This is a genomic window from Agrobacterium sp. 16-2014-1-2a, assembly GCF_053522705.1.
The window spans coordinates 506,565-531,227 of record NZ_JBNWBX010000003.1; the positions used below are offsets into that span (position 1 = coordinate 506,565).

The 24,663-nt window shown below is 59.2% G+C and carries 20 protein-coding genes; 2 read left to right on the forward strand and 18 right to left on the reverse strand.

All coding sequences use genetic code 11. The features are described 5' to 3' along the window. Positions 1–21: 21 nt before the first annotated feature. Positions 22–504, forward strand: a complete 483-nt coding sequence (hspL, locus tag ACQZ45_RS13970; RefSeq protein WP_019564988.1) for a heat shock protein HspL — start codon at positions 22–24, stop codon at positions 502–504. Positions 505–570: 66 nt separating this feature from the next. On the opposite strand, the gene ACQZ45_RS13975 is transcribed toward hspL, so the two are convergent. Next, positions 571–1,590 carry a bile acid:sodium symporter family protein gene (locus ACQZ45_RS13975; RefSeq protein WP_025595317.1) on the reverse strand — a complete coding sequence of 340 codons (1,020 nt, stop codon included), beginning with the start codon at positions 1,588–1,590 and terminating at the stop codon, positions 571–573. Between the two features lie 99 nt (positions 1,591–1,689). On the opposite strand from ACQZ45_RS13975, the gene ACQZ45_RS13980 reads away from it, so the two are divergent. After that, positions 1,690–2,550 (forward strand): LysR substrate-binding domain-containing protein, encoded by an 861-nt coding sequence (locus tag ACQZ45_RS13980; RefSeq protein ID WP_448742297.1) that lies wholly within the window; start codon positions 1,690–1,692, stop codon positions 2,548–2,550. Between the two features lie 18 nt (positions 2,551–2,568). Here the strand turns inward: ACQZ45_RS13980 and glpK are convergent, their stop codons facing one another. The 17 genes from glpK to ACQZ45_RS14065 form a co-directional block, all read right to left on the reverse strand. Then, positions 2,569–4,068: a glycerol kinase GlpK gene (gene glpK, locus ACQZ45_RS13985; protein ID WP_013761933.1), complete on the reverse strand. Its 1,500-nt coding sequence runs from the start codon at positions 4,066–4,068 to the stop codon at positions 2,569–2,571. 69 nt (positions 4,069–4,137) lie between these two features. After that, a complete protein-coding gene (locus ACQZ45_RS13990) occupies positions 4,138–5,859 on the reverse strand; it encodes an ABC transporter substrate-binding protein (RefSeq protein ID WP_025595316.1) in 1,722 nt (573 codons plus the stop codon). Between the two features lie 76 nt (positions 5,860–5,935). Continuing rightward, positions 5,936–6,229, reverse strand: coding sequence for a DUF2160 domain-containing protein (locus ACQZ45_RS13995; RefSeq protein ID WP_003511580.1), 294 nt, complete (start codon positions 6,227–6,229; stop codon positions 5,936–5,938). Position 6,230: 1 nt separating this feature from the next. Then, entirely contained in the window at positions 6,231–7,154 is a 924-nt protein-coding gene (locus ACQZ45_RS14000; protein WP_003511581.1) for a carbohydrate ABC transporter permease, read from the reverse strand. 3 nt (positions 7,155–7,157) lie between these two features. Next, a complete protein-coding gene (locus ACQZ45_RS14005) occupies positions 7,158–8,024 on the reverse strand; it encodes a carbohydrate ABC transporter permease (RefSeq protein ID WP_003511582.1) in 867 nt (288 codons plus the stop codon). A 2-nt stretch (positions 8,025–8,026) separates the two neighbouring features. Next, on the reverse strand, positions 8,027–9,097 hold the full coding sequence (locus tag ACQZ45_RS14010) for an ABC transporter ATP-binding protein (RefSeq protein ID WP_025595315.1): 1,071 nt from the start codon (positions 9,095–9,097) through the stop codon (positions 8,027–8,029). Positions 9,098–9,110: 13 nt separating this feature from the next. Next, the gene (locus tag ACQZ45_RS14015) at positions 9,111–10,181 is read right to left on the reverse strand and encodes an ABC transporter ATP-binding protein (protein WP_013761937.1); all 1,071 of its coding nucleotides are present in this window, start codon (positions 10,179–10,181) and stop codon (positions 9,111–9,113) included. Positions 10,182–10,218: 37 nt separating this feature from the next. Then, positions 10,219–11,742, reverse strand: a complete 1,524-nt coding sequence (locus ACQZ45_RS14020) for a glycerol-3-phosphate dehydrogenase (protein WP_025595314.1) — start codon at positions 11,740–11,742, stop codon at positions 10,219–10,221. 108 nt (positions 11,743–11,850) lie between these two features. Beyond that, positions 11,851–12,624 (reverse strand): DeoR/GlpR family DNA-binding transcription regulator, encoded by a 774-nt coding sequence (locus ACQZ45_RS14025; protein ID WP_025595313.1) that lies wholly within the window; start codon positions 12,622–12,624, stop codon positions 11,851–11,853. 141 nt (positions 12,625–12,765) lie between these two features. After that, positions 12,766–14,244 (reverse strand): siroheme synthase CysG, encoded by a 1,479-nt coding sequence (gene cysG / locus ACQZ45_RS14030; protein WP_025595312.1) that lies wholly within the window; start codon positions 14,242–14,244, stop codon positions 12,766–12,768. Then, positions 14,216–16,864, reverse strand: a complete 2,649-nt coding sequence (locus ACQZ45_RS14035; protein ID WP_025595311.1) for a nitrate reductase — start codon at positions 16,862–16,864, stop codon at positions 14,216–14,218. The genes cysG and ACQZ45_RS14035 overlap by 29 nt, the downstream gene beginning before the upstream one ends. 214 nt (positions 16,865–17,078) lie before the next feature. Next, entirely contained in the window at positions 17,079–17,414 is a 336-nt protein-coding gene (gene nirD / locus ACQZ45_RS14040) for a nitrite reductase small subunit NirD (protein ID WP_025595310.1), read from the reverse strand. 5 nt (positions 17,415–17,419) lie between these two features. Further along, entirely contained in the window at positions 17,420–19,867 is a 2,448-nt protein-coding gene (gene nirB, locus ACQZ45_RS14045; protein WP_025595309.1) for a nitrite reductase large subunit NirB, read from the reverse strand. A gap of 5 nt (positions 19,868–19,872) precedes the next feature. Further along, positions 19,873–20,670: an ABC transporter ATP-binding protein gene (locus ACQZ45_RS14050; RefSeq protein ID WP_013761942.1), complete on the reverse strand. Its 798-nt coding sequence runs from the start codon at positions 20,668–20,670 to the stop codon at positions 19,873–19,875. A gap of 13 nt (positions 20,671–20,683) precedes the next feature. Then, positions 20,684–21,577: a nitrate ABC transporter permease gene (ntrB, locus tag ACQZ45_RS14055; protein WP_060642491.1), complete on the reverse strand. Its 894-nt coding sequence runs from the start codon at positions 21,575–21,577 to the stop codon at positions 20,684–20,686. A gap of 112 nt (positions 21,578–21,689) precedes the next feature. Then, positions 21,690–22,982, reverse strand: coding sequence for a CmpA/NrtA family ABC transporter substrate-binding protein (locus tag ACQZ45_RS14060; protein ID WP_025595307.1), 1,293 nt, complete (start codon positions 22,980–22,982; stop codon positions 21,690–21,692). Between the two features lie 377 nt (positions 22,983–23,359). Then, positions 23,360–24,637: a CmpA/NrtA family ABC transporter substrate-binding protein gene (locus ACQZ45_RS14065; protein WP_025595306.1), complete on the reverse strand. Its 1,278-nt coding sequence runs from the start codon at positions 24,635–24,637 to the stop codon at positions 23,360–23,362. Between the last annotated feature and the right edge of the window lie 26 nt (positions 24,638–24,663).

Here is a 24,663-nt window from a genome sequence, read left to right on the forward strand (position 1 = left end):
TCGCTTCATAAGGAGGACACCATGCGTCACGTCGATTTTTCCCCCCTCTATCGCTCCACCGTCGGTTTCGACCGTCTTTTTTCGATGCTCGACGGCCTCGGCCAGCCCGAACAGGCCCAGTCCTATCCGCCCTATAACATCGAGCGGACGGGTGAAAACGCCTATCGTATAACCATGGCGGTTGCCGGTTTCGATGAAACGGAACTCAGCATAGAATCCCGTGCCAATACGCTGACGGTGAAAGCCGAGAAGGCTGCAGATGAGAAGTCGTCTGAAGGCGAGTTCCTGTATCGCGGCATTGCCACGCGCGCTTTCGAACGCCGCTTCCAGATGGCCGATCATGTCGAAGTCCAGACCGCTTCCCTGAAGAATGGCCTGCTTCACATCGATCTCGTCCGCAATATTCCGGAAGCCATGAAACCGCGCCGTATCGCGATCTCCTCCGACAGCGCAGATGCGCCGAAGACGATCGAAGCACAGATCACGCCGGCCCAGGTCAACTAAGCCGATCCGGATGTCAAACGAACGGCCCCGTTAAGGGGCCGTTTTTATTTGCCGAAAATTCATCCCTCAGCGGGTGGATACTGCCGCGCCTTCCGCAGCGACAGTTTCCGTTATCGCTGCTTTTTCATGGGCCTTGCGGGCATAACGCTGGGCCAGAACTGCGCAGACCATCAGCTGAATCTGATGGAAGAGCATGATTGGCAATACGATTGCGCCGATGCTCTGGCCGGCGAAGATTGCTCCTGCCATGGGCACGCCGCTGGCAAGGCTCTTCTTCGACCCGCAGAAGGTGATGGTGATTTCATCCGCCTTGTCGAAACCGAGCGCCCGGCTGCCGAACATCGTCACGCAGAGAACAAGCGCCAGAAGAACGATATTGATGCCGATGACAACGCCGATATCGCGCACGGAAAACGTCTGCCATATGCCTTCGATAACTGCTTCGGAGAAGGCAAGATAGACCACCATCAGGATGGAACCGCGATCGACCGGCGACAGCAATTTCTTGCGTGCCCTGATCCAGTCACCGATCCACGGCTGCAGCACCTGGCCAGCGATGAAGGGCAAGAGCAGTTGCAGGAAGATTTGCAGGAACGCATCCAGCGAAAATCCACCACCATGGCCACCGACCGTGAACAGCAGCCCGACCAGCAGCGGCGTCAGCACCATGCCGAAAATATTCGAGGCGGAGGCTGAACAGATCGCGGCAGGCACGTTTCCGCCTGCCATGGATGTGAAGGCGATGGACGATTGCACCGTCGACGGCAGGACGCAGAGAAACAGCACACCCATATAAAGCGGTGCCGGCAGAATGCTCTCGGGAATGAAACCGATCGCCACGCCCAGCAATGGGAAAAGGCCGAAGGTGACGAGAAGGATCGCCATGTGCAGGCGCCAGTGCAAGATACCCGCAATCACCACATCCCGCGACAGCCGCGCGCCGTGGAGAAAAAACAGCAATGCGATTGCCAGTTTCGTGGCAAGCCCGAAATACACCGCTGGCTGTCCGCTGATCGGCAAAAGGGAAGCCAGGATCACGGTGGCCACCAGCATCATGGTGAAACGGTCAGGCAGGAAGCGGGTCATGGGAGGTCTTTCCGACATCGGTTTTGCTTGAAATATCCCATACTATCGCTCATCATGAATTCGGATGCAAAGACTAACAGTTATCACGATATGAGATAAATGCTGAACCTTCAACATCTTGCCAGCTTCGTGATGCTTCAGCAAACCGGCAGCTTCACGCTGGCTGCCGAGCGGCTGGGTATCGGCCAATCCACCGTCAGCCAGCATATTCAGCGGCTTGAGGCGGCACTTGGCCGTCGGTTGATTGCGCGCAGCACCCATCAGGTGAAGCTGACGGGCGAAGGCGAGGCGCTGCTCGGTTATGCCCGCAATATACTGGAGATCGACAGCAGGGTTTCATCGCTGTTCAGCGAAAACCGCCTGCGCGGGCGCTTAAGGCTCGGCGTTTCCGAGGATTTCGTCGCCAGCCGGCTCACTGCCATTCTGGAAGAATTCATCCGCCTCTATCCCTTGGTCGATCTGGAGCTGACGGTGTCGCTGAGCGGCGTGCTTTACCAGATGCAGGATAATGGCGAGTTGGACGTCGTGCTCGCGAAACGTCGACTCGGTGACAAGCTCGGCCACTTCCTGTACCGCGAACCTCTGGTATGGCTCGCGCGTGACCCGGAGCGAATGCTGAGCCAACCGGACGCCCTGCCGTTGATCGCCTTTCCGCCGCCAAGCATTACTCGAAAGGCGGCACAGGAAGCGCTGGATCGGGCAGGTCTCGCGTGGCGGATCGTCTGCACCTGTGGCAGCCTTAGCGGACTGACCGCTGCCGCAAGGGCGGGCATGGGCATCCTCGTGCAACCGCGCAGCATGGCGCCAGCCGGCCTCAGGGAGATTGCGGCTGATGTGCTGCCGGCGCTCGAAGACGTGGAATTCGTGCTTCAGCCAAGTAAGGGCGCGGACACAAAACTGGTGCGCGCCCTTTCCGATCTGGTATCCAGCAAGAGCATCGCACCGGGCAGTTTTGCGTAAAAAAGACGCTTGCTTGCGTCAATCTTCCCGTTTCGAGAGGCAGCGACCAACACTATCACGCCACCCCGCGATGGCGCTCTTACGCTCAGTCTCATCCATATCTGGCAGAAAACGGCGATCCCGTTTCCAATGGGCAGCAAAGGCCTCCCGGTCCGGCCAGATGCCGGCGCGCGATGCTGCGAGCCATGCCGCACCGAGAATGGTGGTTTCCAGGAATACCGGCCGGTCGACCGGTGCAGCGAGAATGTCCGCCAGCCGCTGCATGGTCCAATCCGAGGCAACCATGCCGCCATCGACCCGGAGCACCGTCTTGCCATTGTCGCCCGCCCAGTCGTTGCGCATGGCGTCCAGAAGATCGAAGGTCTGATAGGCGACGCTTTCGAGTGCCGCGCGGGCGAACTCCGCAGGGCCGGTGCCACGCGTCAGGCCGAAAATAGCGCCCCGCGCTTCGGCATCCCAATAGGGCGCGCCAAGGCCGGTGAAGGCCGGCACGAGATAAACCCGCTGCTTGGGATCAGCCTTTTCGGCAAGCGCGCTGACTTCAGACGCGACCGATATGAAACCGAGCTCGTCACGCAGCCATTGCACGGCGGCGCCGGCAATGAAGATCGAGCCTTCGAGCGCATAGGTCGTCACGCCATCGAGACGATAGGCAATGGTCGTCAGCAACCGGTTTGTCGAGGCGACCCGGTCGGTGCCGGTATTGAGAAGCGCAAAGCAGCCGGTGCCATAGGTCGATTTCATCATGCCGGGTTCGAAGCAGGCGTTACCGATAACGGCAGCCTGCTGATCACCGGCGACGCCGAGGATCGGAATTTCCGCACCCAGAAGCGCCTTGTCCGTTACGCCGAAATCGGCAGCGCAATCAAGCACCTCCGGCAGCATGGCGCTGGGAATGTCGAGGATGGACAGCAATTCGTCATCCCAGGCATTGTCCTCGATATTGTAGATCAGCGTTCGCGAGGCATTGGTGGCGTCGGTCACATGGCGGCGACCGCCGGTGAGGCGATAGATCAGGAAACTGTCGACCGTGCCGAAGCAGATTTCGCCCTTCACGGCTTTTTCGCGAAGGCCGCTGACGCTGTCGAGAAGCCATTTCAGCTTCGTGCCGGAAAAGTAGGGGTCGAGCAGCAGACCGGTCTTTTTCGAAAAAAGCGGCTCCAGCCCCCTTCGTTTCAGATCCTCGCAAATTGGTGCAGCACGGCGATCCTGCCAGACAACAGCCCGATGCACGGCCTCACCCGTATTACGGTCCCACAGCACAGTCGTTTCGCGCTGGTTGGTGATGCCGATCGCCTCGATATCGGAAGCGGAGATACCGGCATCGGCAAGCGCCAGCCGGATTGTTTCAAGCACGCTTTTCCAGATATCCTCGGCATCGTGTTCGACCCAGCCGGAGGCCGGGAAATGCTGCGGAAATTCTCGCTGGCCGACACCGATGACCCGCATGTCGCGATCAAAGACCATCGACCTTGTCGATGTCGTCCCCTGATCGATCGCCAGAATATAACCGCCCATTATGTCACTCCCTTTCAAACGCAATGACGGGGCGGCAAAGCCGCCCCGGTTTAAGATTTCACGCAGACATTACTTCTGCCAGCTTTTGACCAGCTCGTCGTAATTGACGGTGACCGGCTTTTCCTTTTCGTTGGCAATCTTCAGCTGCGGTGCCAGATTGCCCTTCGAAACGGCGTCCTTGTTCCAGTAGTCGATATCGTGTTCTTCCGCCAGTTCTGGGCCGATATCGCCCTGCACACCGGCGCGCTCGATACGGGCCATGACTTTTTCCTGCTCGGCGCAGAGCGAATCCATTGCGGCTTGAGCGGTTTTGGCACCCGAAGATGCATCGCCAATTGCCTGCCACCAGAGCTGTGCCAGCTTCGGATAGTCAGGCACGTTGGTGCCGGTTGGCGACCATTGCACGCGAGCGGGCGAGCGATAGAACTCGATCAGACCACCAAGCTTGGCGGCCCGGTCCGTGAAGCTCTTGTGATGGATGGTGGTATCGCGAATGAAGGTCAGACCAACATGGCTCTTCTTCACATCCACGGTCTTGGAAGTTACGAACTGCGCATAAAGCCATGCGGCCTTGGCGCGATCGTCAGGGGTGGATTTCATCAGCGTCCACGAACCCACGTCCTGATAACCGAGCTTCATGCCGTCCTTCCAGTAGACGCCATGCGGGGAAGGTGCGACGCGCCATTTCGGCGAACCGTCCTCGTTCACGACAGGCAGGCCGGGCTTGGCCATATCGGCAGTGAAGGCCGTGTACCAGAAGATCTGCTGGGCAATGTTACCCTGCGCCGGCACCGGACCGGATTCGGAGAAGGTCATGCCCTGCGCTTCTGGCGGCGCAAATTTCTTCAGCCATTCGAGATATTTCTCGATGGAATAGACCGACGCCGGACCGTTGGTATCGCCGCCGCGTGCCACGCACGAGCCGACCGGCTGCGACTTGTCGTTGACCTTGATGCCCCATTCATCGACAGGCAGGCCGTTTGGCAGGCCCTTGTCGCCGTTGCCGGCCATGGAAAGCCAGGCATCGGTGAAGCGCCAGCCAAGCGACGGGTCCTTCTTGCCATAGTCCATATGGCCGAAGACCTTCTTGCCGCCGACATCACGGCCGGTGAAGAATTCGGCAATATCCTCATAAGCCGACCAGTTTACGGGCACACCAAGGTCGTAGCCGTATTTGGCCTTGAAATCGGCCTTGTTCTTGTCGTCGTTGAACCAGTCGTAGCGGAACCAGTACAGGTTCGCGAATTGCTGGTCGGGAAGCTGGTAGAGCTTCTTGTCCGGTGCCGTCGTAAAGGCGCTGCCGATGAAGTCCTTGAGATCCAGGCCGGGATTGGTGACGTCCTTGCCCTCATTGGCCATGAAATCCGTGAGGTTGCGCACCTGCTGGTAACGCCAATGCGTGCCGATGAGGTCGCTGTCATTCACCCAGCCGTCATAGAGGTTCTGGCCGGTCTGCATCTGGGTCTGAATCTTTTCGACGACGTCACCTTCCTGGATGATGTCGTGCGTGACCTTGATGCCGGTAATAGCGGTAAACGCCGGTGCCAGGACCTTCGATTCATATTCATGTGTTGTCAGGGATTCGGAAACGACCTTGATGTCCGTGCCAGCAAAAGGTTTCGCGGCATCGATAAACCATTGCAGTTCCTTTTCCTGATCTGCACGCGAAAGCGACGACATATCGCCGATTTCCTTGTCCAGAAATTGCTTTGCCTCCTCCATTCCGGCGAAAGCGGAACCTGTCATTGCCAGCAGCATGGCTGCCGTCGTCGTCATCAGATGCCGTCGCATATCAGTCCTCCCAAGGGTTGCGATTGCACGAAGTCTGCCGGGTGCGGTTTTCCTCCGCCGCACCGTTCTTCCTGCTCTAGACGAAACGGAAAACGCCAATTGCGTAAACCGCCGACAGAGCGAGAGCCCACCACAGGTTCGGGCCGACCAGCCCGAGCCATGCAAGATGAATGAAAGCGCTGCCGAGCAGCGAAATGAACAACCTGTCGCCACGCGTTGTCTCGAAACGCAGCAGGCCGAAGCGGGGGTTGCCGCCGGGCGAGAGCTGTTCCCAGAACCACATCCCAACCAGCAACACGGCGATGGCACCGAAAAACGCGGCCGTCTGCCAGGTCCATGCCATCCAGGTAAAATCGGGCATCTTCGTCATGTCAAACCCTCCCCAGCGCAAAGCCCTTGGCGATGTAATTGCGAACAAACCAGATCACCAGCGCACCGGGAATGAGCGTCAGCACGCCGGCGGCGGCAAGCAGGCCCCAGTCCATGCCGGCGGCAGAAACGGTTCTCGTCATGGTCGCGGCGATCGGCTTGGCGTCGGTCGTCGTCAGCGTGCGGGCGATCAGAAGCTCGACCCACGAGAACATGAAGCTGAAGAAACAGGCGACACCGATGCCGGAGGCAATGAGCGGCATGAAAATCTTCACGAAGAATTTCGGGAAGGAATAGCCGTCAATATAGGCGGTCTCGTCGATTTCCTTCGGTACACCCGACATGAAACCTTCGAGAATCCACACCGCCAGCGGCACGTTGAACAGGCAATGCGCCAGCGCCACGGCAATATGCGTGTCGATCAGCCCGAAAGCGGAATAGAGCTGGAAGAAGGGCAGCGCGAAGACGGCGGGTGGCGCCATGCGGTTGGTCAAAAGCCAGAAGAACAGGTGCTTGTCGCCGAGGAAGCGGTAACGCGAGAAGGCATAGGCCGCCGGGAGTGCCGCCGAGACCGAGATCACCATATTCATGACGACGTAGATGATCGAGTTGATGTAACCCGAATACCAGGATGAATCCGTGAAGATCGTCCGATAATTCTGCAACGTCGGCTGGTGCGGATAAAGCGTCATCGACGAGACAATTTCCGTGTTCGTCTTGAAGCTCATATTGATAAGCCAGTAGATCGGCACGAGCAGCAGGATGATGTAGATCGTCGGCACCAGCCAGGAAAAGCGCGATGGCCCATGGCGGCGGCGCGATCGTGAATTCGCAGCAAGGCCTGATATTCTCGCCGAACTGGCTCTTACCGGTGGATTGCCGATACCGTTGAGTTCCACGCTTGTGGTGACATCAGAGGCGCTCATGTCTCAAGTCTCCGCGTCGTGGCTGGTCATCACGGTGTAGAACACCCAGGACAACAGCAGGATGATGAGGAAGTAGATCAGCGACATGGCCGCCGCGGGACCCAGATCGAACTGGCCGAGCGCTACCTTGACGAGATCGATGGACAGGAAGGTGGTGGAATTTCCGGGGCCGCCGCCGGTGACGACGAAAGGCTCGGTATAGATCATAAAGCTGTCCATGAAGCGCAGCAGGAATGCGATCAGCAGCACCCGCTTCATCTTCGGCAACTGAATGAACCGGAAAACCGCAAAACGCGATGCGCCATCGATCCTTGCTGCCTGATAATAGGCATCCGGAATGGAGACGAGGCTGGCGTAGCACAGCAGGACGACGAGGCTTGTCCAGTGCCACACATCCATGATGACGACGGTGATCCATGCGTCGACGGGATCGTTGACGTAGTTGTAATCAAGCCCAAGCTGATTGGCGTAATAACCCAGCAACCCGATATCGCTGCGACCGAACACCTGCCAGATCGTGCCTACCACATTCCATGGCACCAAAAGTGGCAGCGCCATGGTGACGAGGCAGACCGGCACGCCGATGCCGGATTTGGGCATCTTGAGCGCGATGAATATGCCGAGCGGAATTTCAATCGCCAAAATGATGCCGGAAAATACCAGATTGCGTCCGAGCGCGTTCCAGAAACGGTCGGAGCCAAGAATTTCCTGAAACCATTGGGTTCCCGCCCAGAAGAACTGGTTGTTGCCGAAGGTATCCTGCACCGAATAATTCACGACCGTCATCAGCGGGATGACGGCGGAAAAGGCGACCAGCACCAGAACCGGCAGCACCATGAACCACGCTTTGTTGTTCCAGGTCTTTTCCATGGTCAGGCCCCCATCTTCACACGCCAGGAATCGGCAAAGACACCGATAGCGGCCGGATCGAAGCGAACACCCGCTTCTGCCGGAATGTCCTCCTCCTCCGGAACGACAATCGCAAGCTTTTGGCCGGCGAACCGCGCGCGAACGATCTTTTGCCGGCCGATATCCTCGACCTTGTCGACGGTGATGGGCATGCCACCCCGCTCCAGCCGAACGAATTCCGGGCGGATGCCGATTTCGATCCGCTTCGATCCATCCACCACCGGCACGCCGGCAAGCGGAACGCCAAGGCCGCCGACAACCGCCGTTGCGCCATCGATGCTGGCAGGCATCACATTCATGCCGGGCGAACCGATGAAGTAACCGACGAACGTATGTCCCGGGCGTTCGAAAAGCTCGGCGGGTGTGCCGATCTGGACGATCTGTCCGTCATACATGACCACCACCTTGTCGGCGAAAGTCAGCGCCTCGGTCTGGTCGTGCGTAACGTAGACCATGGTGAAACCGGACTGGCGGTGGAGGCGCTTCAACTGTGAGCGCAGCACCCATTTCATATGCGGATCGATCACCGTCAGCGGCTCGTCGAAGAGGATGGCATTGACGTCGGATCGCACCAACCCGCGCGCCAGCGAAATTTTCTGCTTCTGGTCCGCCGTAAGTCCGCGCGCGTGGCGTTTGGCCATGCCGGAAAGATCGGTCATCTCGAGGATTTCCCGCACACGGCGGTCGACTTCGGCTTCCGGCACTTGCCGGTTGCGCAGCGGAAAAGCCAGATTGGCATAGACTGTCATCGTGTCGTAAACGACCGGGAACTGGAATACCTGGGCGATGTTGCGATCTTCGGTGGAAAGATCGGTGACATCCGTTCCGTCAAAGGCGATGCGACCTTCTGAGGGGCGCAGCAAGCCGGAAATGATGTTAAGCAACGTGGTCTTGCCGCAGCCGGAAGGGCCAAGCAGCGCATAGGCACCGCCATCCTCCCATTCGTGATGAACTTCCTTCAGGGCATAATCACCTGCCGCCTGCGCCTTGGCGTTGTAAGCGTGGCGGATATGATCGAGCGTGATGCGTGCCATGATCGATCTCCCCTCAAGCCGCTTCGCCGATGGCGTGGCCGTGTGTATCGAAAGCCATCAGGTGCCGCGTATCGAGAAACAGCTCGATCTCCGTGTCCGGCTCGATGTCGTGAATGCCCTGCGCCAGCATCACCCAACGCTGGCCTGAAAATTCCACATGTACGAAGCTTTCCGATCCGGCGATCTCCGAGATCAGTGTCCGCGCCCGGATGGATTGCGCCGCCTGCCCCTTTTGCTGTGGGAAAAGATGATGTGGCTGGAAGGCAATGGTCACTGGACCGTCAGGCATGGCAGCAAGATGCGCCGGCACCGGCACAACCGCATGGTCGGCGCGCGTGAAGGCGCCGCCCGTCTTGATGACCTCGATGGTGTTGAGTGGCGGATCGGCAAATATTTTCGCGGTTACGATATCCACCGGACGCCTGTAAACCTCGATCGTGCGGCTGAATTGCGTTACCTTGCCCTCGTTCAGCGTCGCGGTATTGCCACCAAGCAGCAGAGCTTCGGAGGGTTCCGTCGTGGCGTAAACAAAGATCGCACCGGATTCGGCAAAGATGCGCGGCAATTCCTCACGCAACTCCTCACGCAGCTTGTAATCGAGATTTGCGAGAGGCTCGTCGAGGAGCACCAGATTGGCGTTTTTGACGATGGCGCGGGCAAGTGCCGTGCGTTGTTGCTGGCCACCGGAGAGGTTGAGAGGCGTACGATCGAGATAGGGCGTCAGCCTCAGAAGCTCGGCGGCCTTCCTCACCTCCCTGTCGATCGTTGCCTTGTCCTTGCCGGCAACGCGCATCGGCGAGGCGATGTTTTCATAAACGCTGAGCGCCGGATAATTGATGAACTGCTGATACACCATGGCGACGTTGCGCTTCTGAACCGGCCAGCCCGTCACGTCCTCCCCATTAAAGAGAATCGTACCGCCACTTGGCTTGTCCAGCCCGGCCATCAGCCGCATGAGTGTCGTCTTGCCCGAAAGTGTCGGTCCAAGCAGGACGTTCAGGCTTCCGCGCTGCAACGTCAGATCGGTCGGGTGAATATGATATTCACCGCCGGCCATCTTCGAGACGTTTCGCAATTCAAGCATGGTGATCCAAAGCCTCCTCCGCTTTTTGATCGGATCGTCAGATTGCCTTCAAGCGTCCACCTGCAATGTCATCGATATAATCCTCCAGCCCGCGCACCTCTTCTTGGGTAAAGAAAAGCCCCTGCTTGGTGCGGCGCCACAGAATATCCTCCGCCGTCATCGCCCATTCCCGGGCCATCAGCCAGCGCACCTCGGCCTCATAAAGCGTGCCGCCGAAATGCCGTCCCAGCCCTGCCATGTCCCCGGCATTGCCAATAATCGACGCGGCGTCCGTTCCGTAGCAGCGGATGAGCCGCTTCGCATGCCGCTCATCGAGGAAAGGATAACGCGACCGCAGGGCCGTGACCTCTCCCGCATAAGCCTCGGCACCGAAATTTCCGCCCGGCAAATGTGAACCTGCCGTCCACGGCGAGCCCTTTTCACCCAGCGCATCACCAATTTTTTCAAGAGCATGTTCCGCAAGCCGTCGATAGGTGGTGAGCTTGCCACCGAAGATATTGAGAAGCGGCGCTTCGCCTTCAGCTCCTTCGGTTTTCAGCACATAATCGCGGGTTGCCTCCTGCGCTTTCGATGCGCCGTCGTCAAACAGCGGCCGCACGCCGGAATAGGTCCAGACGATATCGGCCGACGTCACCGGTTCAGCGAAATATTCGCTCGCCGCGTTGCAAAGATAGCTGATCTCCTCGTCGCTGATCTTAACAGCCCGGGGGTCGGCGGTATAGTCGCGATCCGTCGTGCCGATCAGGGTAAAATCCTGCTCATAAGGGATGGCGAAGATGATGCGCCCGTCCGGGTTCTGGAAAAAATAGGCGCGCGGATCGGAAAACTTCTTGCGCACGATGATGTGGCTGCCCTGCACGAGGCGGACGTTGTGGACATTGTTTTTACCGAATGTCGCAGCCAGAACCTTGTCCACCCAGGGACCTGCCGCATTTACCAGCATGCGCGCCCGGTAGGTCGCGGTTTCTCCGGCACCATTTTTAGTTTCGATCCGCCAGAAGGCGCCTTCGCGCCGTGCCGAAACGACCTGCGTGCGGTTGAGGATCAAGGCACCGCGATCGGCGGCATCGCGGGCATTCAGCACCACAAGACGGGCATCGTCCACCCAGCCGTCAGAATATTCGAAAGCCCGGGCAAAAATCGGCTTCAGCGGTTTCCCTGCGGGATCACGGCGCAGATCAAGCGAGCGGGTGGCGGGCAAAAGCTTGCGGCCGCCGAGATGGTCATAAAGAAAAAGCCCGAGACGCACGAGCCAGGCCGGGCGCACGCCGCCCTTCTGGAATGGCAGAACAAAGCGCATAGGCCAGATGATGTGCGGCGCCATGGCCCACAACACCTCGCGCTCCATCAGCGCTTCTCGCACCAGACGAAATTCGTAATGTTCGAGATAACGCAAACCGCCATGAATGAGCTTTGTGGCGGCCGACGAGGTGCCGGAGGCAAAATCGTTCATTTCCGCAAGCGCAACGGAATAACCCCTGCCGACAGCGTCACGCGCGATGCCGCAGCCGTTGATGCCGCCGCCGATCACGAAAACATCGTGGATTGCCTCGTCAGACATGGACCCTCCCGCGCTTTCATCGACGCTCTCCTCATCGATATATTGAAAGCACGGACATCTAATTTGAAGACAAAACGAATGTCAAACGAAATTCAGGGGCGGTTCGGATCAAGGCTCCCCAACCTCGGTTTCAATCAACCTGACGTCATTATCGGCACAGATGGATCGGATCGAATCGACCGGACAATGATCGGTAATGAAGGTGTGTACCTGTGAAAGATGGCCGATGCGCACGGGGGCCGTCCTCTCGAATTTCAGTGAATCCGATACAAGAATGACGTGGCGAGCGTTGGACATGATCGCCTGGGCAACCTTGACCTCGCGAAAGTCGAAATCCAGCAAAGCGCCGTCTTCATCGATTGCAGAAACGCCGATGACGGCGAAGTCGACCTTGAACTGGCGGATAAAATCCACTGCGGCCTCACCGACGATGCCGCCATCGGAACCGCGCACGACGCCGCCAGCGATCACCACCTCGATGCCCGGAAAAACCCGTAACCTATTGGCAACATTAATATTGTTGGTGATGACCATCAGCTCGTGATGATCCGCCAGCGCTTCGCCCACCGCCTCGGTCGTCGTACCTATATTGATGAAAAGCGAGGAGTTGTTGGGGATTAGGGCAGCGGCAGCGGCGCCGATCGCCTGCTTTTCGGAGGAGGCGATCGCACGGCGTGCCTCGTATTTGACGTTTTCGTTGCCGCTCGGAAAAAGTGCGCCGCCATGGATGCGCGTCAGCACCCGCGTATCGCAGAGATCGTTGAGGTCCTTGCGGATCGTCTGTGGCGTTACCGAAAACCGCGTGGCCAGCTCGTCCACCAGCACACGCCCGCTTGCTTTCGCCAGCGCAACGATTTCATCCTGACGCGGTGTGAGCATCATTTCACCCTCCCTCCTCTTTCAATTTTTTCGTTTTATTGAAGAGCGAACGAAAAACCAATGTCAAGGGACGGTTTTGTGGCGCCGATCAGGTCCACTTGCGGAGGTATGCGAAAAACGTATCCGCACGGACCAGCAAGATTATTAGCCGGCTTTCTGAATTGACATCGGGACCGGCTCCGGCAGGCCGATCTCGGAAAACGCAGAGATTGCAGCACCAAATGCATCACCGATGCCGATCAATATAGGCTCGTTCACGCCCAGGCGCTCAACCGCCGCAGCCAGTTGCACGAGCGAACCGCACCAGCGCTGCTCATTTTCGCGGCTGACGGAAATCATGATGGCGACGGGCGTCGAGGCCGGCATGCCATGCGCCAGAAGGGCTTCCTCGATGCTGGCAGCGGTTCGCCCGCCCATGTAAAAAACCGTGGTCACGGAAGGGTTCGACAGGGACTGCCAGTCTATATTCTCCGGCAGCTTGCCCTGTCTGGAGTGCCCGGTGACGAAGCGGACCGACTGGGCGTGATCGCGGTGGGTGAGGGAAACGCCGAGCCGCGAAGCCATGGCGCTTGCCGCGGTGATGCCTGGCACGATTTCGACCGGGATGTTTTCAGCCTCCAGCGCTTCGATCTCCTCGCCGGCGCGTCCGAAAATCATCGGATCGCCGGATTTCAGCCGCACTACCCTTTTGCCGGCCTTGGCAAGGCGGATCATCATGTCGTTAATATCTTCCTGCTTGCAGCTTTCCCGGCCGCCGCGTTTGCCAACAAGCATACGCTTCGCCTCCCGCCGCGCCAGTTCCAGCACCTCGGATGAAACGAGATCGTCGAACAGAATGACATCCGCCGCCTGCAGGGCGCGTACCGCTTTCAGCGTCAGCAGCTCGGCATCGCCCGGTCCGGCACCGACCAGCGTCACAAGGCCACGTCCCGATCCTCTCCGACCGGCCTGCGTGCCGATGTCTGTCAGCAGCCTTTCTTCGCTGCCCTCATCCAGCCTTTCGGTAAACGCCCGGTCGACAAATTTCTCCCAGAATGATCGCCGCGCCGTGCCGGGCGCGAGGCGTATATTGACCCGCTCTCGGATGGTTTGGGCAAGCGCCCCCCAATCCTTGAGAGCGTGCGGCAGCAAAGTCTCGATGCGCCGGCGAATGGCCTGCGCCAGAATGGGTGCGGCGCCATCGGTGGAGATCGACACCACCACCGGCGAACGATTGACGATGGAGCCAAACTGGAACTGGCAGAATTCCGGCTTGTCGATGACATTGACAGGCACGCCGGCTGAGCGCGCGGCATTGTAAAATCGTCCCGCCTCTTCGTCGGTTTCACAATCCGCCAGCGCCAGTTCCGCGCCTTTGAAACTATCCGGACCCCAGGAACGGTCATGCCATGTCAGCATCTGGCTTGTCGAGACGAGCGCCGCAAAGCATTCCGAAAGCTCGCTTTCCTCGCAATAGAGATGAAGTTCCGCCCCGCAGGCAAGCAGCAGTTCCGCCTTCCAGGCGGCCCCATCCGATCCGCCCGCCAGCACCACGCGCTTGCCCTCAAGCCCCCAGAAGACTGGCAACTTGGCGAGCTTCTCCATGCGGTTCGGTTCATTCCGCTGCGGTTTTAAGGCATCCATCGATGATCCCCCTGATCTCGGCGCGGCAGGAGCCGCAATTGGTTCCGGCATTCAACGCAGCACCTATGGCTTCGACGCTGTGGCAGCCATTGCGGATCGCGGCCGTGATCTGGTTGACCCCGACATTGAAGCAGGAGCAGACCGTCGCCCCCGGATCGGCGCGACCGGCACCGGGACGCCCGGCGACCAGCGCAAAACGCATGCGCAAATCCTCATGGCGTTCGTTCAGCTGTGAAATCGCCCAGTTGCGGGCAACGGCCACCGGCTCTCTGGCGACGAACAGCGCTGCCAGCAGGGTATCACCGTCGAAGAAAGCAAGCCGCAGATCGCCCGTCTGCCGGTCACTATAACCCAGAGGCTCAACCCTGATATCGACTCCGAAAACCCGTCGCGCCCAGAGCGTCCAGTCCTGCGGCTGTTCCTCGAAGGCAAGCTCCATGCGGTAGCCGCCATCCGCCTTTGCAACTGCCCAATAGGCGCAGCCCGGCGCATCAGGCCGGGTGCGGGAGATCGCAAATCCATAGGCTTTCGCTACAAAACGTCGTGCACTCACGCCGACATTCTTCGAAGCGGGCTGGCCGGAATGTGGGTCCGTGACCGCTGGCACGAGCATATCGATGCGGGCCTGCGAGGCGAACTGGTCGTTCCAGTGCATCGGCGCAAACACAGCTCCCCGTGCCTGCCTCTCGCTGACCAGAGCCCGCAGCAGGACCTTGCCGTGCGGGCTTTCAATCTCCACCAGATCGGCGCTTTCGATTCCCAGCAACTGTGCATCGCGCGGGTGAAGTTCGGCAAAGGGTTCAGCGATATGGGCGGTGAGCCGCGCGCTTTTGCCGGTGCGGGTCATGGTGTGCCATTGGTCGCGGATGCGGCCGGTGTTCAGCGTCAGCGGGTAGTCCGCCGATGTCCTGCCGGTCTCCGGCAGTGCCGTGGCGATGAAGCGGGCCTTGCTATCCGCATGGAAAAAGCGGCCATCCCCGAAAAAGCGGGTCGTGGCGGCTTCACCGGGTTCGGCTTTTGGCCATTGAAACGGTTTCATCGTACCATAGGAATCACGGTCGATCCCGCCGATATCGAAATCGCGGCTTCCGGCGTTCTCGAAGCCGGAGAGAGCGGCATGCTCGGCGAAAACCTCAGAAGGTTGCCGGTAGCCGAAGGCGGCGTCAAAACCCATGCGCCGTCCAACTTCGGCGATTTGCCACCAGTCGGCCTTTGCTTCGCCGGGCGCGTCAAGAAAACCGCGCTGGCGGGAAATACGTCGTTCGGAATTGGTGACCGTGCCGTCCTTTTCACCCCAGCCGAGCGATGGCAACAGCACATGGGCGTGGCGGGCGGTATCGGTCTTGGCGATGACATCGGACACCACGACAAAGGAACAGGCCTTGATCGCCGCCTCGACGGCACCGGCATCCGGCATGGAAACGACGGGGTTGGTTGCCATGATCCACAGCGCCTTGATGCGGCCATCGGCAACCGCCCGGAACATATCCACGGCCTTGAGGCCAGGCTTCTGCGCAATCGCCGGCGAGGCCCAGAAGCGCTGCACGCGGTCGCGGTCTTCAGCGTTCTCAATCGCCATATGGGCCGCCAGCATATTGGCAAGCCCGCCCACCTCGCGTCCGCCCATGGCGTTGGGTTGGCCGGTCAGCGAAAACGGCCCCATGCCCGGCCGGCCGATACGGCCTGTGGCGAGGTGGCAATTGATGATGGCGTTGACCTTGTCGGTGCCGCTTTGCGACTGGTTGACGCCCTGACTGTAGCAGGTGACGGTTTTTTGGGTGCGTTCGAACAATTCGTAAAAGGAAATCAATTCCACGATTGTCAGACCGGTCTTGTCGGCAATCTCCGGCAGGCTGTGCCCGGTCGCTGCCTGCATCGCGGCATCGAAGCCGACAGTGTGGTTTCCAACATAAGCGTTATCGAACGCGGAACTGCCGGAAAGATGGGCCAGAAGACCGGTAAACAGCGCCACATCTCCATCCGGGCGGATGGCGAGGTGCATATCGGCAATATCGGCGCTCATCGTCCGGCGCGGATCGATGACCACCACCTTCATGTCCGGCCGCGCCGCCTTTGCGGCAGCAAGCCGTTGATAGAGGACGGGATGACACCAGGCGAGATTGGATCCGGTGAGGATTACCAGATCGGCAAGCTCCATATCCTCATAGGTGCCGGGCACCGTATCGGCCCCGAAGGCGCGGCGATGGCCGGCGACCGAAGACGACATGCAAAGCCTTGAATTCGTATCGATATTGGCAGATCCGATGAAACCCTTCATCAGCTTGTTGGCGAGGTAATAATCCTCCGTCAGCAATTGGCCGGAAACGTAAAAGGCCACCGAATCCGGGCCGTGCTCGGAAATGGCCTCGGAAAATCTTGAAGCAACGAGTTGAAGCGCTTCATTCCATGCCACTCGCTTTCCGTGGATTTCGGGATGGAGCAGCCGTCCGTCGAGGTCGATGGTTTCGGCCAGAGCCGAACCCTTGGAACACAGCCGGCCGAAATTGGCTGGGTGGTCCGGATCGCCTTTGACGGAAACGATGCCGTCATCGGCAACGGTGGCGATGACACCGCAGCCGACACCGCAATAGGGACAGGTGGTTTTCGTTTCAACGGGCATGGGTTTGCCCTCTTGGTGCGTGGCATTTACCCCCTTCTGCCCTGCCGGACATCTGCCCCTCAAAGGGGTAGATCAATTGCGGCACCGGCTCTATTTCACAGCTTGCGTCTCCGACAACAGAGATGAAGCGAGAAGCGTGCCACTTGTCGATCTTGCCCCTCGAGGGGGAGATGTTCGGCAGGACAGAGGGGAGTATCGTCGCCAACATCTGATATCACTCCGCCGCAATCATCAAAGTTTCGAGCGCAATCGAAAGCCGCCCGTCGAGATTGCGGAGAGGAATGGTCCTCACCTCACCCTCATCCGCCCCCAACGCCTTGCCGGTCTCCAGCGAAATGACCCAATTGTGCAAAGGACATGTCACCGAAGACCCGTGCACGATGCCCTGAGACAGCGGGCCGCCTTTGTGCGGGCAATGATCCTCGATGGCGAAGACCTGATTTTCAGCCGTGCGAAACACGGCGATCTTGCCCATAGGCGTTTTCACGCAGCGCGCGCCGCGCAGCGGAATGTCGGAAATGTCGCCAATATCGATCCAGTTGCTGTCCATCGTTCTCACTCCGCTGCCTCGTTGAAACCGATTGCCGCCATCGGCCTGAATTCGTGCTTGTCGTGGCCGGACACACGTTCCGACCAGGGATCGACCTGCGCGAATTTCTGGCTGAAGACGAAGCGGTCAAAATAGGCCCGGCGCTTGTCGGCATCGTCCATGATCTGGCGGCGGACTTCGTCGTAACCGATGCGCTTGGCCCATTTATAGATGCGCTCGAGGTAGCGCGCCTGCTCGCGGTACATCTGGGTCAACGCCACGATATGCTCCAGCGCCTCATCCTCGGTATGGACGAGGCCCAGCACTTCCGTACCCTTGATATCGAGACCGGCGGCACCGGCGAAGTGGATTTCGAAACCGGAATCGACGCAGATGACGCCGATATCCTTGCATGTCGCCTCAGCGCAGTTTCGCGGACAGCCGGAAACGGCAAGCTTCAGCTTCGCGGGCGTCCATGAGCCCCACATGAATTTTTCGATACGGATGCCGAGGCCGGTGGAATCCTGCGTGCCGAAGCGGCACCATTGTTCTCCAACGCAGGTCTTCACGGTGCGAAGCCCCTTGGCATAGGCCTGGCCGGAAATGAAACCGGCCTTGCCGAGATCGGCCCAGACCGCCGGCAAATCCTCCTTCTCGATGCCGAGAAGATCGATGCGTTGCCCGCCTGTCACCTTCACCATCGGGATTTCGAACTTGTCGACCACATCCGCAATCGCCCGCAGTTCGGAGGAAGATGTGACACCGCCCCACATGCGCGGAACGACGGAATAGGTGCCGTCCTTCTGGATATTGGCATGGACGCGCTCATTGATATAACGCGACTGGTAGTCGTCGGCATATTCGTCGGGAAAATCGCAGACGAGATAGTAGTTGAGCGCAGGTCTGCACTTGGCGCAGCCGCAGGAGGTCTTCCATTCCAGTTCCTGCATCACGGCGGGAATGGTCTTCAGGCCCTTGGCCTTGATGAGACGGCGCACATCATCGTGGCCGAGATCGGTGCATTTGCACATGGGCTGCACGGCAGCGGGATTGTAGCTGTCGCCAAGCGTCAGCGTCATCAGCTGTTCGACAAGACCGGTGCAATTGCCGCAGGAGGCGGATGCCTTGGTATGGGCGCGCACATCATCCAGCGAGGTCAGCCCCTTCGAGGTGATGACCGAGGTGATCTTGCCCTTGCAGACGCCGTTGCAGCCGCAGATTTCCGCATCATCCGGCAAGGCTGCAACGGCCGCCATAGGGTCCAGCGGGGACCCTCCCTGATAGGCCTGGCCGAAGATCAGGGTTTCGCGCATGGCGGAAATGTCGGTCGATTTCTTCATCAGGTCGAAGAACCACGACCCATCCGCCGTCTCGCCGTAAAGAACCGCGCCGATGATGCGATTTTCCTTGAGGATCAGGCGCTTGTAGACACCGGCGGTGGCATCGCGCAGCACGATTTCCTCGCGGTCGTCGCCCTCGGCAAAATCGCCGGCGGAAAACAGGTTGATGCCGGTGACCTTCAGTTTGGTATTGGTGACCGAACCATGATACTCGGCTGAACCGCCGCAAAGCCGGTCCGCCAGCACCCGCGCAGATTCATAAAGCGGCGCGACCAGCCCGTAGCACATGCCGCGATGCTCGGCGCATTCGCCAAGCGCATATATCGAGGCATCCGACGTCATCATGCCATCATCCACGACGATGCCGCGATTGACGGCGATGCCGGCTTCCTTGGCGAGACCCGAGGCGGGACGGATGCCGACCGCCATCACCACCATGTCGCCTTTAATGACGCGGCCGTCTTCCAGCTCGATGCCTTCGACCTTCTCCGCGCCGAGAATGCATTTGGTATTGGCCTTGGTGATGATGTCGATGCCGCGCTCGTTCAGCGCCTTTTCCAGAAGATAGGCCGCTGCCGGATCGAGCTGCCGCTCCATGATCGTCGGCATCAGATGGATGACGGTGACGTCCATTCCCTGGCGCTTCAGCCCATAAGCTGCTTCCAGACCCAGAAGGCCGGCGCCGATGACGATGGCGCGACCCTTGCCTTCGGCGATTTCAAGCATCTTCGTGACATCGTCGAGATCGCGATAGGCGAGAACGCCCGGCAATTGATGGCCAGGGACGGGAATGATGAAGGGCAGGGAACCGGTGGCGATCACCAGCCTGTCGTAGGAAACGGTGATGCCGTTTTCACTTGTTACGGTCTTGTTGTCGCGGTCGATGCCGGTGACCTTCGCGCCCTTGTGCAGCGTCACATTGTTGGCCGCGTACCATTCGTCATTGTGGATGACGATATCTTCATAGCTCTTTTCGCCTGAGAGTACTGGCGAGAGCATGATGCGGTCGTAATTGACGCGCGGCTCGGCGTTGAAAATGGTGACGTCGTATAGGCCGGGGGCGGTTTCGAAAAGGTTTTCCAGCATGCGCCCCGGCGCCATGCCATTGCCGATGATGACGAGTTTTTGCGCCATGGTGGTTACTCCGCAGCTTCGACGAAGCGGTGACGTTCGTAAAGGAACTTCAGCACGGCCTCGCGGCATTTGAGGTAGGTCTTGTCGGATGCAAGCTCGATGCGGTTGCGCGGGCGCGGCAGCGGCACGTCAAGCACTTCGCCGATATGGGCGGCGGGACCGTTGGTCATCATCACGATACGGTCGGAAAGCAGCACCGCCTCATCCACATCATGGGTAATCATGACCATGGTGTTGCCAAGTCGGGCGTGGATTTCCATCACGGCGTCCTGAAGGTGGGCGCGAGTCAGCGCATCCAGTGCGCCGAAAGGCTCGTCCAGCAGCAGGATTTTCGGCTCCATGGCGAGCGCCCGGGCAATGCCGACGCGCTGTTTCATGCCACCGGAAATTTCAGACGGTTTCTTGTCCTTGGCATGGGCCATCTGCACGAGATCCAGATTGCGCATGACCCAGTCGTGGCGTTCCGCTTTGGTCTTGGTATTGCTGAAGACCTTCGCGACGGCGAGGTTGACGTTTTCATAAACCGAAAGCCAGGGGAGCAGGCTGTGGTTCTGGAAGACGACGGCGCGTTCCGGGCCAGGTTCGTTGACCTCGCGGTTTTCCAGAAGCACGACGCCTGCTGAGACTTTGGTCAGCCCGGCGATGAGGTTGAGCATGGTGGACTTGCCGCAGCCGGAATGCCCGATGACTGAGACGAATTCGCCCTTGCCGATGGTCAGGTTGATGCCTTTCAGCACCTCGGCGCGCGAACCGCCCTTGTCGAAATATTTGTCGATATGATCGAGTTTCAGATAAGCGTTCATGATGGTCGCCCTTTTAGTTGGCCGCAGCGCCGCGGGTGATGACCTTGCCGAGCGCCGCTACCAGCTTGTCGAGCATGAAGCCGACAACGCCGATGTAAGCGAGTGCCACGATGATGTCGGGCAGGCGCGAGGAGTTCCACGCATCCCAGATGAAGAAGCCGATACCGACGCCGCCGGTCAGCATTTCCGCCGCCACGATGGCGAGCCAGGAGAGGCCGATGCCTATGCGCAGACCGGTGAAGATGTAAGGCGCGGCCGACGGCAGCATGATCTTGAAGAAGAATTCGATCTGGTTGAGCCGCAGCACCTTCGCAACGTTGCGATAATCCTGCGGAATGTTGCGCACGCCGACCGCCGTATTGATGATGACGGGCCAGATGGAGGTGATGAAGATCACGAAAATGGCGGACGGATTGCTGTCCTGAAAGGCGGCAAGTGAAAGCGGCAGCCAGGCGAGCGGCGGCACGGTGCGCAGGACCTGAAAAATCGGGTCGAGGCCGCGCATGGCCCAGATCGACTGGCCGATGACCGCACCGAGAATGATGCCGGCGATGGCCGCAAGGCCGAAACCGTATGCCACGCGCTCCAGCGAGACCAGCACGCGCAAGCCGAGGCCGATATCCTGCGAACCATTATGGAAGAACGGCGATACGATGAGATCGTAGCTTTCCTCGAATACCTGGCTTGGCGGCGGCAGGGACGAGCCGGGGGCGGAACAGAGCACCTGCCAGACGCCCAGCAGAACGGCGAGGACGACAAATGGCGGTATGATATTGCGGGCCGCCGCAGCACCCAGTTTACGCAGATTGAACCGCGAGGGATGTTTGGGCGGAAGGGTCACGACGTTTGCCTTATGTACCACCGGTTGCTGCGGCTGTTCCTTGAAATTTCGAGCCAATGCGGACATGGCGTTTCCTTTGGATTTCGGTTGCGGTCAGGGTCTCGCCCCTCATCCGGCCTTTGGTGTCCATCATTAAATGGCAACCCGGCGGAGAAGGGGCGACACCCGTGTCTCCTCCTCAGGAGGCTGCCTTGATGGAAAGACTTTCGAGATAGGCCGATGGGTTTTCCGGGTCGAAGACCTTGCCGTCGAAGAAGGTTTCCTTGCCGCGCGACGTGGAGGCGGGAATATCGGCAACACCGAGATCCTTTGCAGCGTCGCGCCAGATGTCCTCACGATTGACCTTGGCAACCAGCGCCTTCACGTCCGTATCGGGTGCAAATTTACCCCAGCGGATGTTTTCCGTGATGAACCAGCTGTCGTGGCTGCGGAAGGGATAGGACGCGTGATCCTGCCAGAACTTCATCTGCAGACCGGTATTTTCCAGCACGCGGCCGTTGCCGTAATTGATATTGCCCTTGAGGCGGCCAAGAACGTCCTTCGGCGGCACGTTGAACCATTGGCGCTTGCCGAGGATCGTGGACATCTCCTCCTTGTTCGCCATCTCATCGCACCATTGCTGGGCCTCCATCACGGCCATCAGCAATGCCTTGGTGGCGTTGGGGTTCTTTTCCACCCAGTCGGCGCGCATGCCGAGCGCCTTCTCGGGATGCCCTTTCCAGAGTTCCCCGGTGGTACATGCAGTAAAGCCGATGCCCTGATTGACGAGTTGCTCGTTCCAGGGTTCGCCCACACAGAAGACGTCCATATTGCCGACCTTCATGTTGGCGACCATCTGCGGCGGCGGAACGACGATGGTGGAGACGTCCTTGTCCGGGTCGATGCCGCCGGCGGCCAGCCAATAGCGGATCCACAGATCATGCGTGCCGCCGGGAAATGTCATGGCAGCCTTGATTTCCTTGCCTTCTGCCTTCTTCTTCTCGAAAGCCGCCTTCAGCTTGGACGCGTCGAGCTGAACGCCGGTTTCAGCATATTCCTTGGCGACGGAAATACCCTGGCTGTCGAGATTGAGGCGGGCGATAAGCGCCATCGGCACAGGCACGTTGTTCTGCGTCACCTTGCCGGTATGCATGAGATAGGGCATCGGGGTCAGGATATGCGCGCCATCAATGCCGTTCGATGCGCCGCCGAGCACGAGATTGTCACGTGTCGCACCCCAGGATGCCTGTTTGAGAACCTCGACATCCGGCATGCCATGCTTGGCGAACAGTCCCTTTTCCGCCGCGATGATAAGCGGGGCGGCGTCGGTCAGCGCGATGAAGCCGATTTTCGCGCCCTTCACTTCCGGCTCAGCCGTGGCTGCGAAAGCGCCTGACGGAAAAGCGGTGCGCACGGCGGTAACAAGGGCTGCGGCGGCTGTCGTCTTCAGTATGGCGCGGCGGCTGACATCGCCCGAGAATATCTTTTTCATTCGCATCTTCCCCTTATTGGACCACCGCATGGGTGGCGCGTTCGCTTGCGAAAAAACCTGAAAATAAAAAAAACGCCGCTCGGAGTTTGCGCCTTCGGAACGGGAAATGTTCCGGGCAGCAAAACCTTGCGACGTCTATGTCTGTGAAAGCGCTTATGCCGCGCCCTGCTCGCCCCGATCGCCGTTGACCAGTGCAAAGACGAAGACGCAAGAGGCGTGCCAGTTTTACTTATGGAAGCTATCGCCTTGGAAAAAAACGGAATTTCCGAGATTGAATCGGACGATTAAATTTTAATCAGTAGGAATTTTGTCTATGGTTTGCGCAAATGGATAAATTCCGCGCTTGAAATTTGCGCAGCTTGCCCGGCCGACCGCTGTCAGGCCTCGCCTTGGGAGATGGAAAACGGGGCAGAACTGCGCACGGAAAAGCCATTCACATAGCCAGCAATGTCTGCGGGATCGAAAACAAAACCGTCCACGAACCGGTCACCCGCCTCCTGCCCTTCGACTCGAATATCGGCATCATCGGGCGCATTGGCATCGCCCAGTGCCGCCCGATAAATATCTGGACGGTAAGCGGACAGGGTGGCCTCCACACCAACTTGCGAAAACTCCGTCTGCCCCCAGCGGATCATCTGGCTGTAAATCCACAATGCCTGGCTCTGGCGCGGATAATTGGCATGGCCGCCGTGGAAGAGGAAATATTTGTCGATGACCCGGCGGTTGCCCTGGCTGTCGATGTTGAATTCACCGGCAAGCACATGGCGGATGATGCTTTGCGGCGCACCGATATAACGCGGATCGGCAAGTGTCCTGCTCAGATCATCGTGATTTTCCGCAAGGTCGCACCAACGCGCGGCGGCATCGAGCGCCATCAGCAGCCGGCTGACCGTTTCCTGCTGGCTTTCAGCCCATTCAGGCCGCATCCCGATCACTTTTTCCGGCGCAGACGGCCACAAATCCTGCTTGGCAGCGACGATCCTGCCCACACCGCGCTCGGCGGCAACGATGTTCCACGGCGCACCGACACAGAAACCATCTATGGCGCCCGCCGCCAATGCATCCGACGTCAATGGCGGTGGTACGACCACCAGTTTGACGTCGTGATCGGGATGAATGCCACCAGCGGCGAGCCAATAGCGAAATTCGTAATTGTGCGAGGAAAACGGGTAGGTCATGCCGAGCGTCGGTGTAGCTTCGCCCCGCGCTCGCATGTCATCCAGCACCTGCTTTAAGGCCTTCGCATTTTCCAGCGCCCCCGCCGTTTCGGAAAGCCCCGTCAACGCCTTCATCCGGGCAAAAAGCCGCGTCGAAAGCGTTATCGCATTGCCGCCGCGCCCAAGTGAAAACGGCGTGATCGTCGGCGAAGGGTTGGAGCCGAGTCCGAGCATGGAGGCAACCGGCATCGGCGACAGCATATGGGCAATGTCGAATTGCCGGAATGCCAGCCGGTCGCGCACATTCGCCCAGGACACATCCTTGACGAGATCGAGCGTCAGGCCTTCGCGCTCGGCAAAGCCGAATTCCGCCGCAGCAATGAGGACGGACGCATCGACAAGAGGAATAAAACCTGCCCGCAGGATTTTTTGCCGGTCGCTGCCAACGATTGCCGGCGCGCCCGCTTTTGAACCGGCCGATTTTTCCTGTGCCGCCATATCATACACTCCTCGACTGTCCCGCC

Bases quoted from the DNA above. Each gene is read 5' to 3' on its own strand.
- hspL (WP_019564988.1), top strand. From the start codon at position 22: ATGCGTCACGTCGATTTTTCCCCCCTCTATCGCTCCACCGTCGGTTTC.
- ACQZ45_RS13975 (WP_025595317.1), bottom strand. From the start codon at position 1,590: ATGACCCGCTTCCTGCCTGACCGTTTCACCATGATGCTGGTGGCCACC.
- ACQZ45_RS13980 (WP_448742297.1), top strand. From the start codon at position 1,690: ATGCTGAACCTTCAACATCTTGCCAGCTTCGTGATGCTTCAGCAAACC.
- glpK (WP_013761933.1), bottom strand. From the start codon at position 4,068: ATGGGCGGTTATATTCTGGCGATCGATCAGGGGACGACATCGACAAGG.
- ACQZ45_RS13990 (WP_025595316.1), bottom strand. From the start codon at position 5,859: ATGCGACGGCATCTGATGACGACGACGGCAGCCATGCTGCTGGCAATG.
- ACQZ45_RS13995 (WP_003511580.1), bottom strand. From the start codon at position 6,229: ATGACGAAGATGCCCGATTTTACCTGGATGGCATGGACCTGGCAGACG.
- ACQZ45_RS14000 (WP_003511581.1), bottom strand. From the start codon at position 7,154: ATGAGCGCCTCTGATGTCACCACAAGCGTGGAACTCAACGGTATCGGC.
- ACQZ45_RS14005 (WP_003511582.1), bottom strand. From the start codon at position 8,024: ATGGAAAAGACCTGGAACAACAAAGCGTGGTTCATGGTGCTGCCGGTT.
- ACQZ45_RS14010 (WP_025595315.1), bottom strand. From the start codon at position 9,097: ATGGCACGCATCACGCTCGATCATATCCGCCACGCTTACAACGCCAAG.
- ACQZ45_RS14015 (WP_013761937.1), bottom strand. From the start codon at position 10,181: ATGCTTGAATTGCGAAACGTCTCGAAGATGGCCGGCGGTGAATATCAT.
- ACQZ45_RS14020 (WP_025595314.1), bottom strand. From the start codon at position 11,742: ATGTCTGACGAGGCAATCCACGATGTTTTCGTGATCGGCGGCGGCATC.
- ACQZ45_RS14025 (WP_025595313.1), bottom strand. From the start codon at position 12,624: ATGATGCTCACACCGCGTCAGGATGAAATCGTTGCGCTGGCGAAAGCA.
- cysG (WP_025595312.1), bottom strand. From the start codon at position 14,244: ATGGATGCCTTAAAACCGCAGCGGAATGAACCGAACCGCATGGAGAAG.
- ACQZ45_RS14035 (WP_025595311.1), bottom strand. From the start codon at position 16,864: ATGCCCGTTGAAACGAAAACCACCTGTCCCTATTGCGGTGTCGGCTGC.
- nirD (WP_025595310.1), bottom strand. From the start codon at position 17,414: ATGGACAGCAACTGGATCGATATTGGCGACATTTCCGACATTCCGCTG.
- nirB (WP_025595309.1), bottom strand. From the start codon at position 19,867: ATGGCGCAAAAACTCGTCATCATCGGCAATGGCATGGCGCCGGGGCGC.
- ACQZ45_RS14050 (WP_013761942.1), bottom strand. From the start codon at position 20,670: ATGAACGCTTATCTGAAACTCGATCATATCGACAAATATTTCGACAAG.
- ntrB (WP_060642491.1), bottom strand. From the start codon at position 21,577: ATGTCCGCATTGGCTCGAAATTTCAAGGAACAGCCGCAGCAACCGGTG.
- ACQZ45_RS14060 (WP_025595307.1), bottom strand. From the start codon at position 22,982: ATGAAAAAGATATTCTCGGGCGATGTCAGCCGCCGCGCCATACTGAAG.
- ACQZ45_RS14065 (WP_025595306.1), bottom strand. From the start codon at position 24,637: ATGGCGGCACAGGAAAAATCGGCCGGTTCAAAAGCGGGCGCGCCGGCA.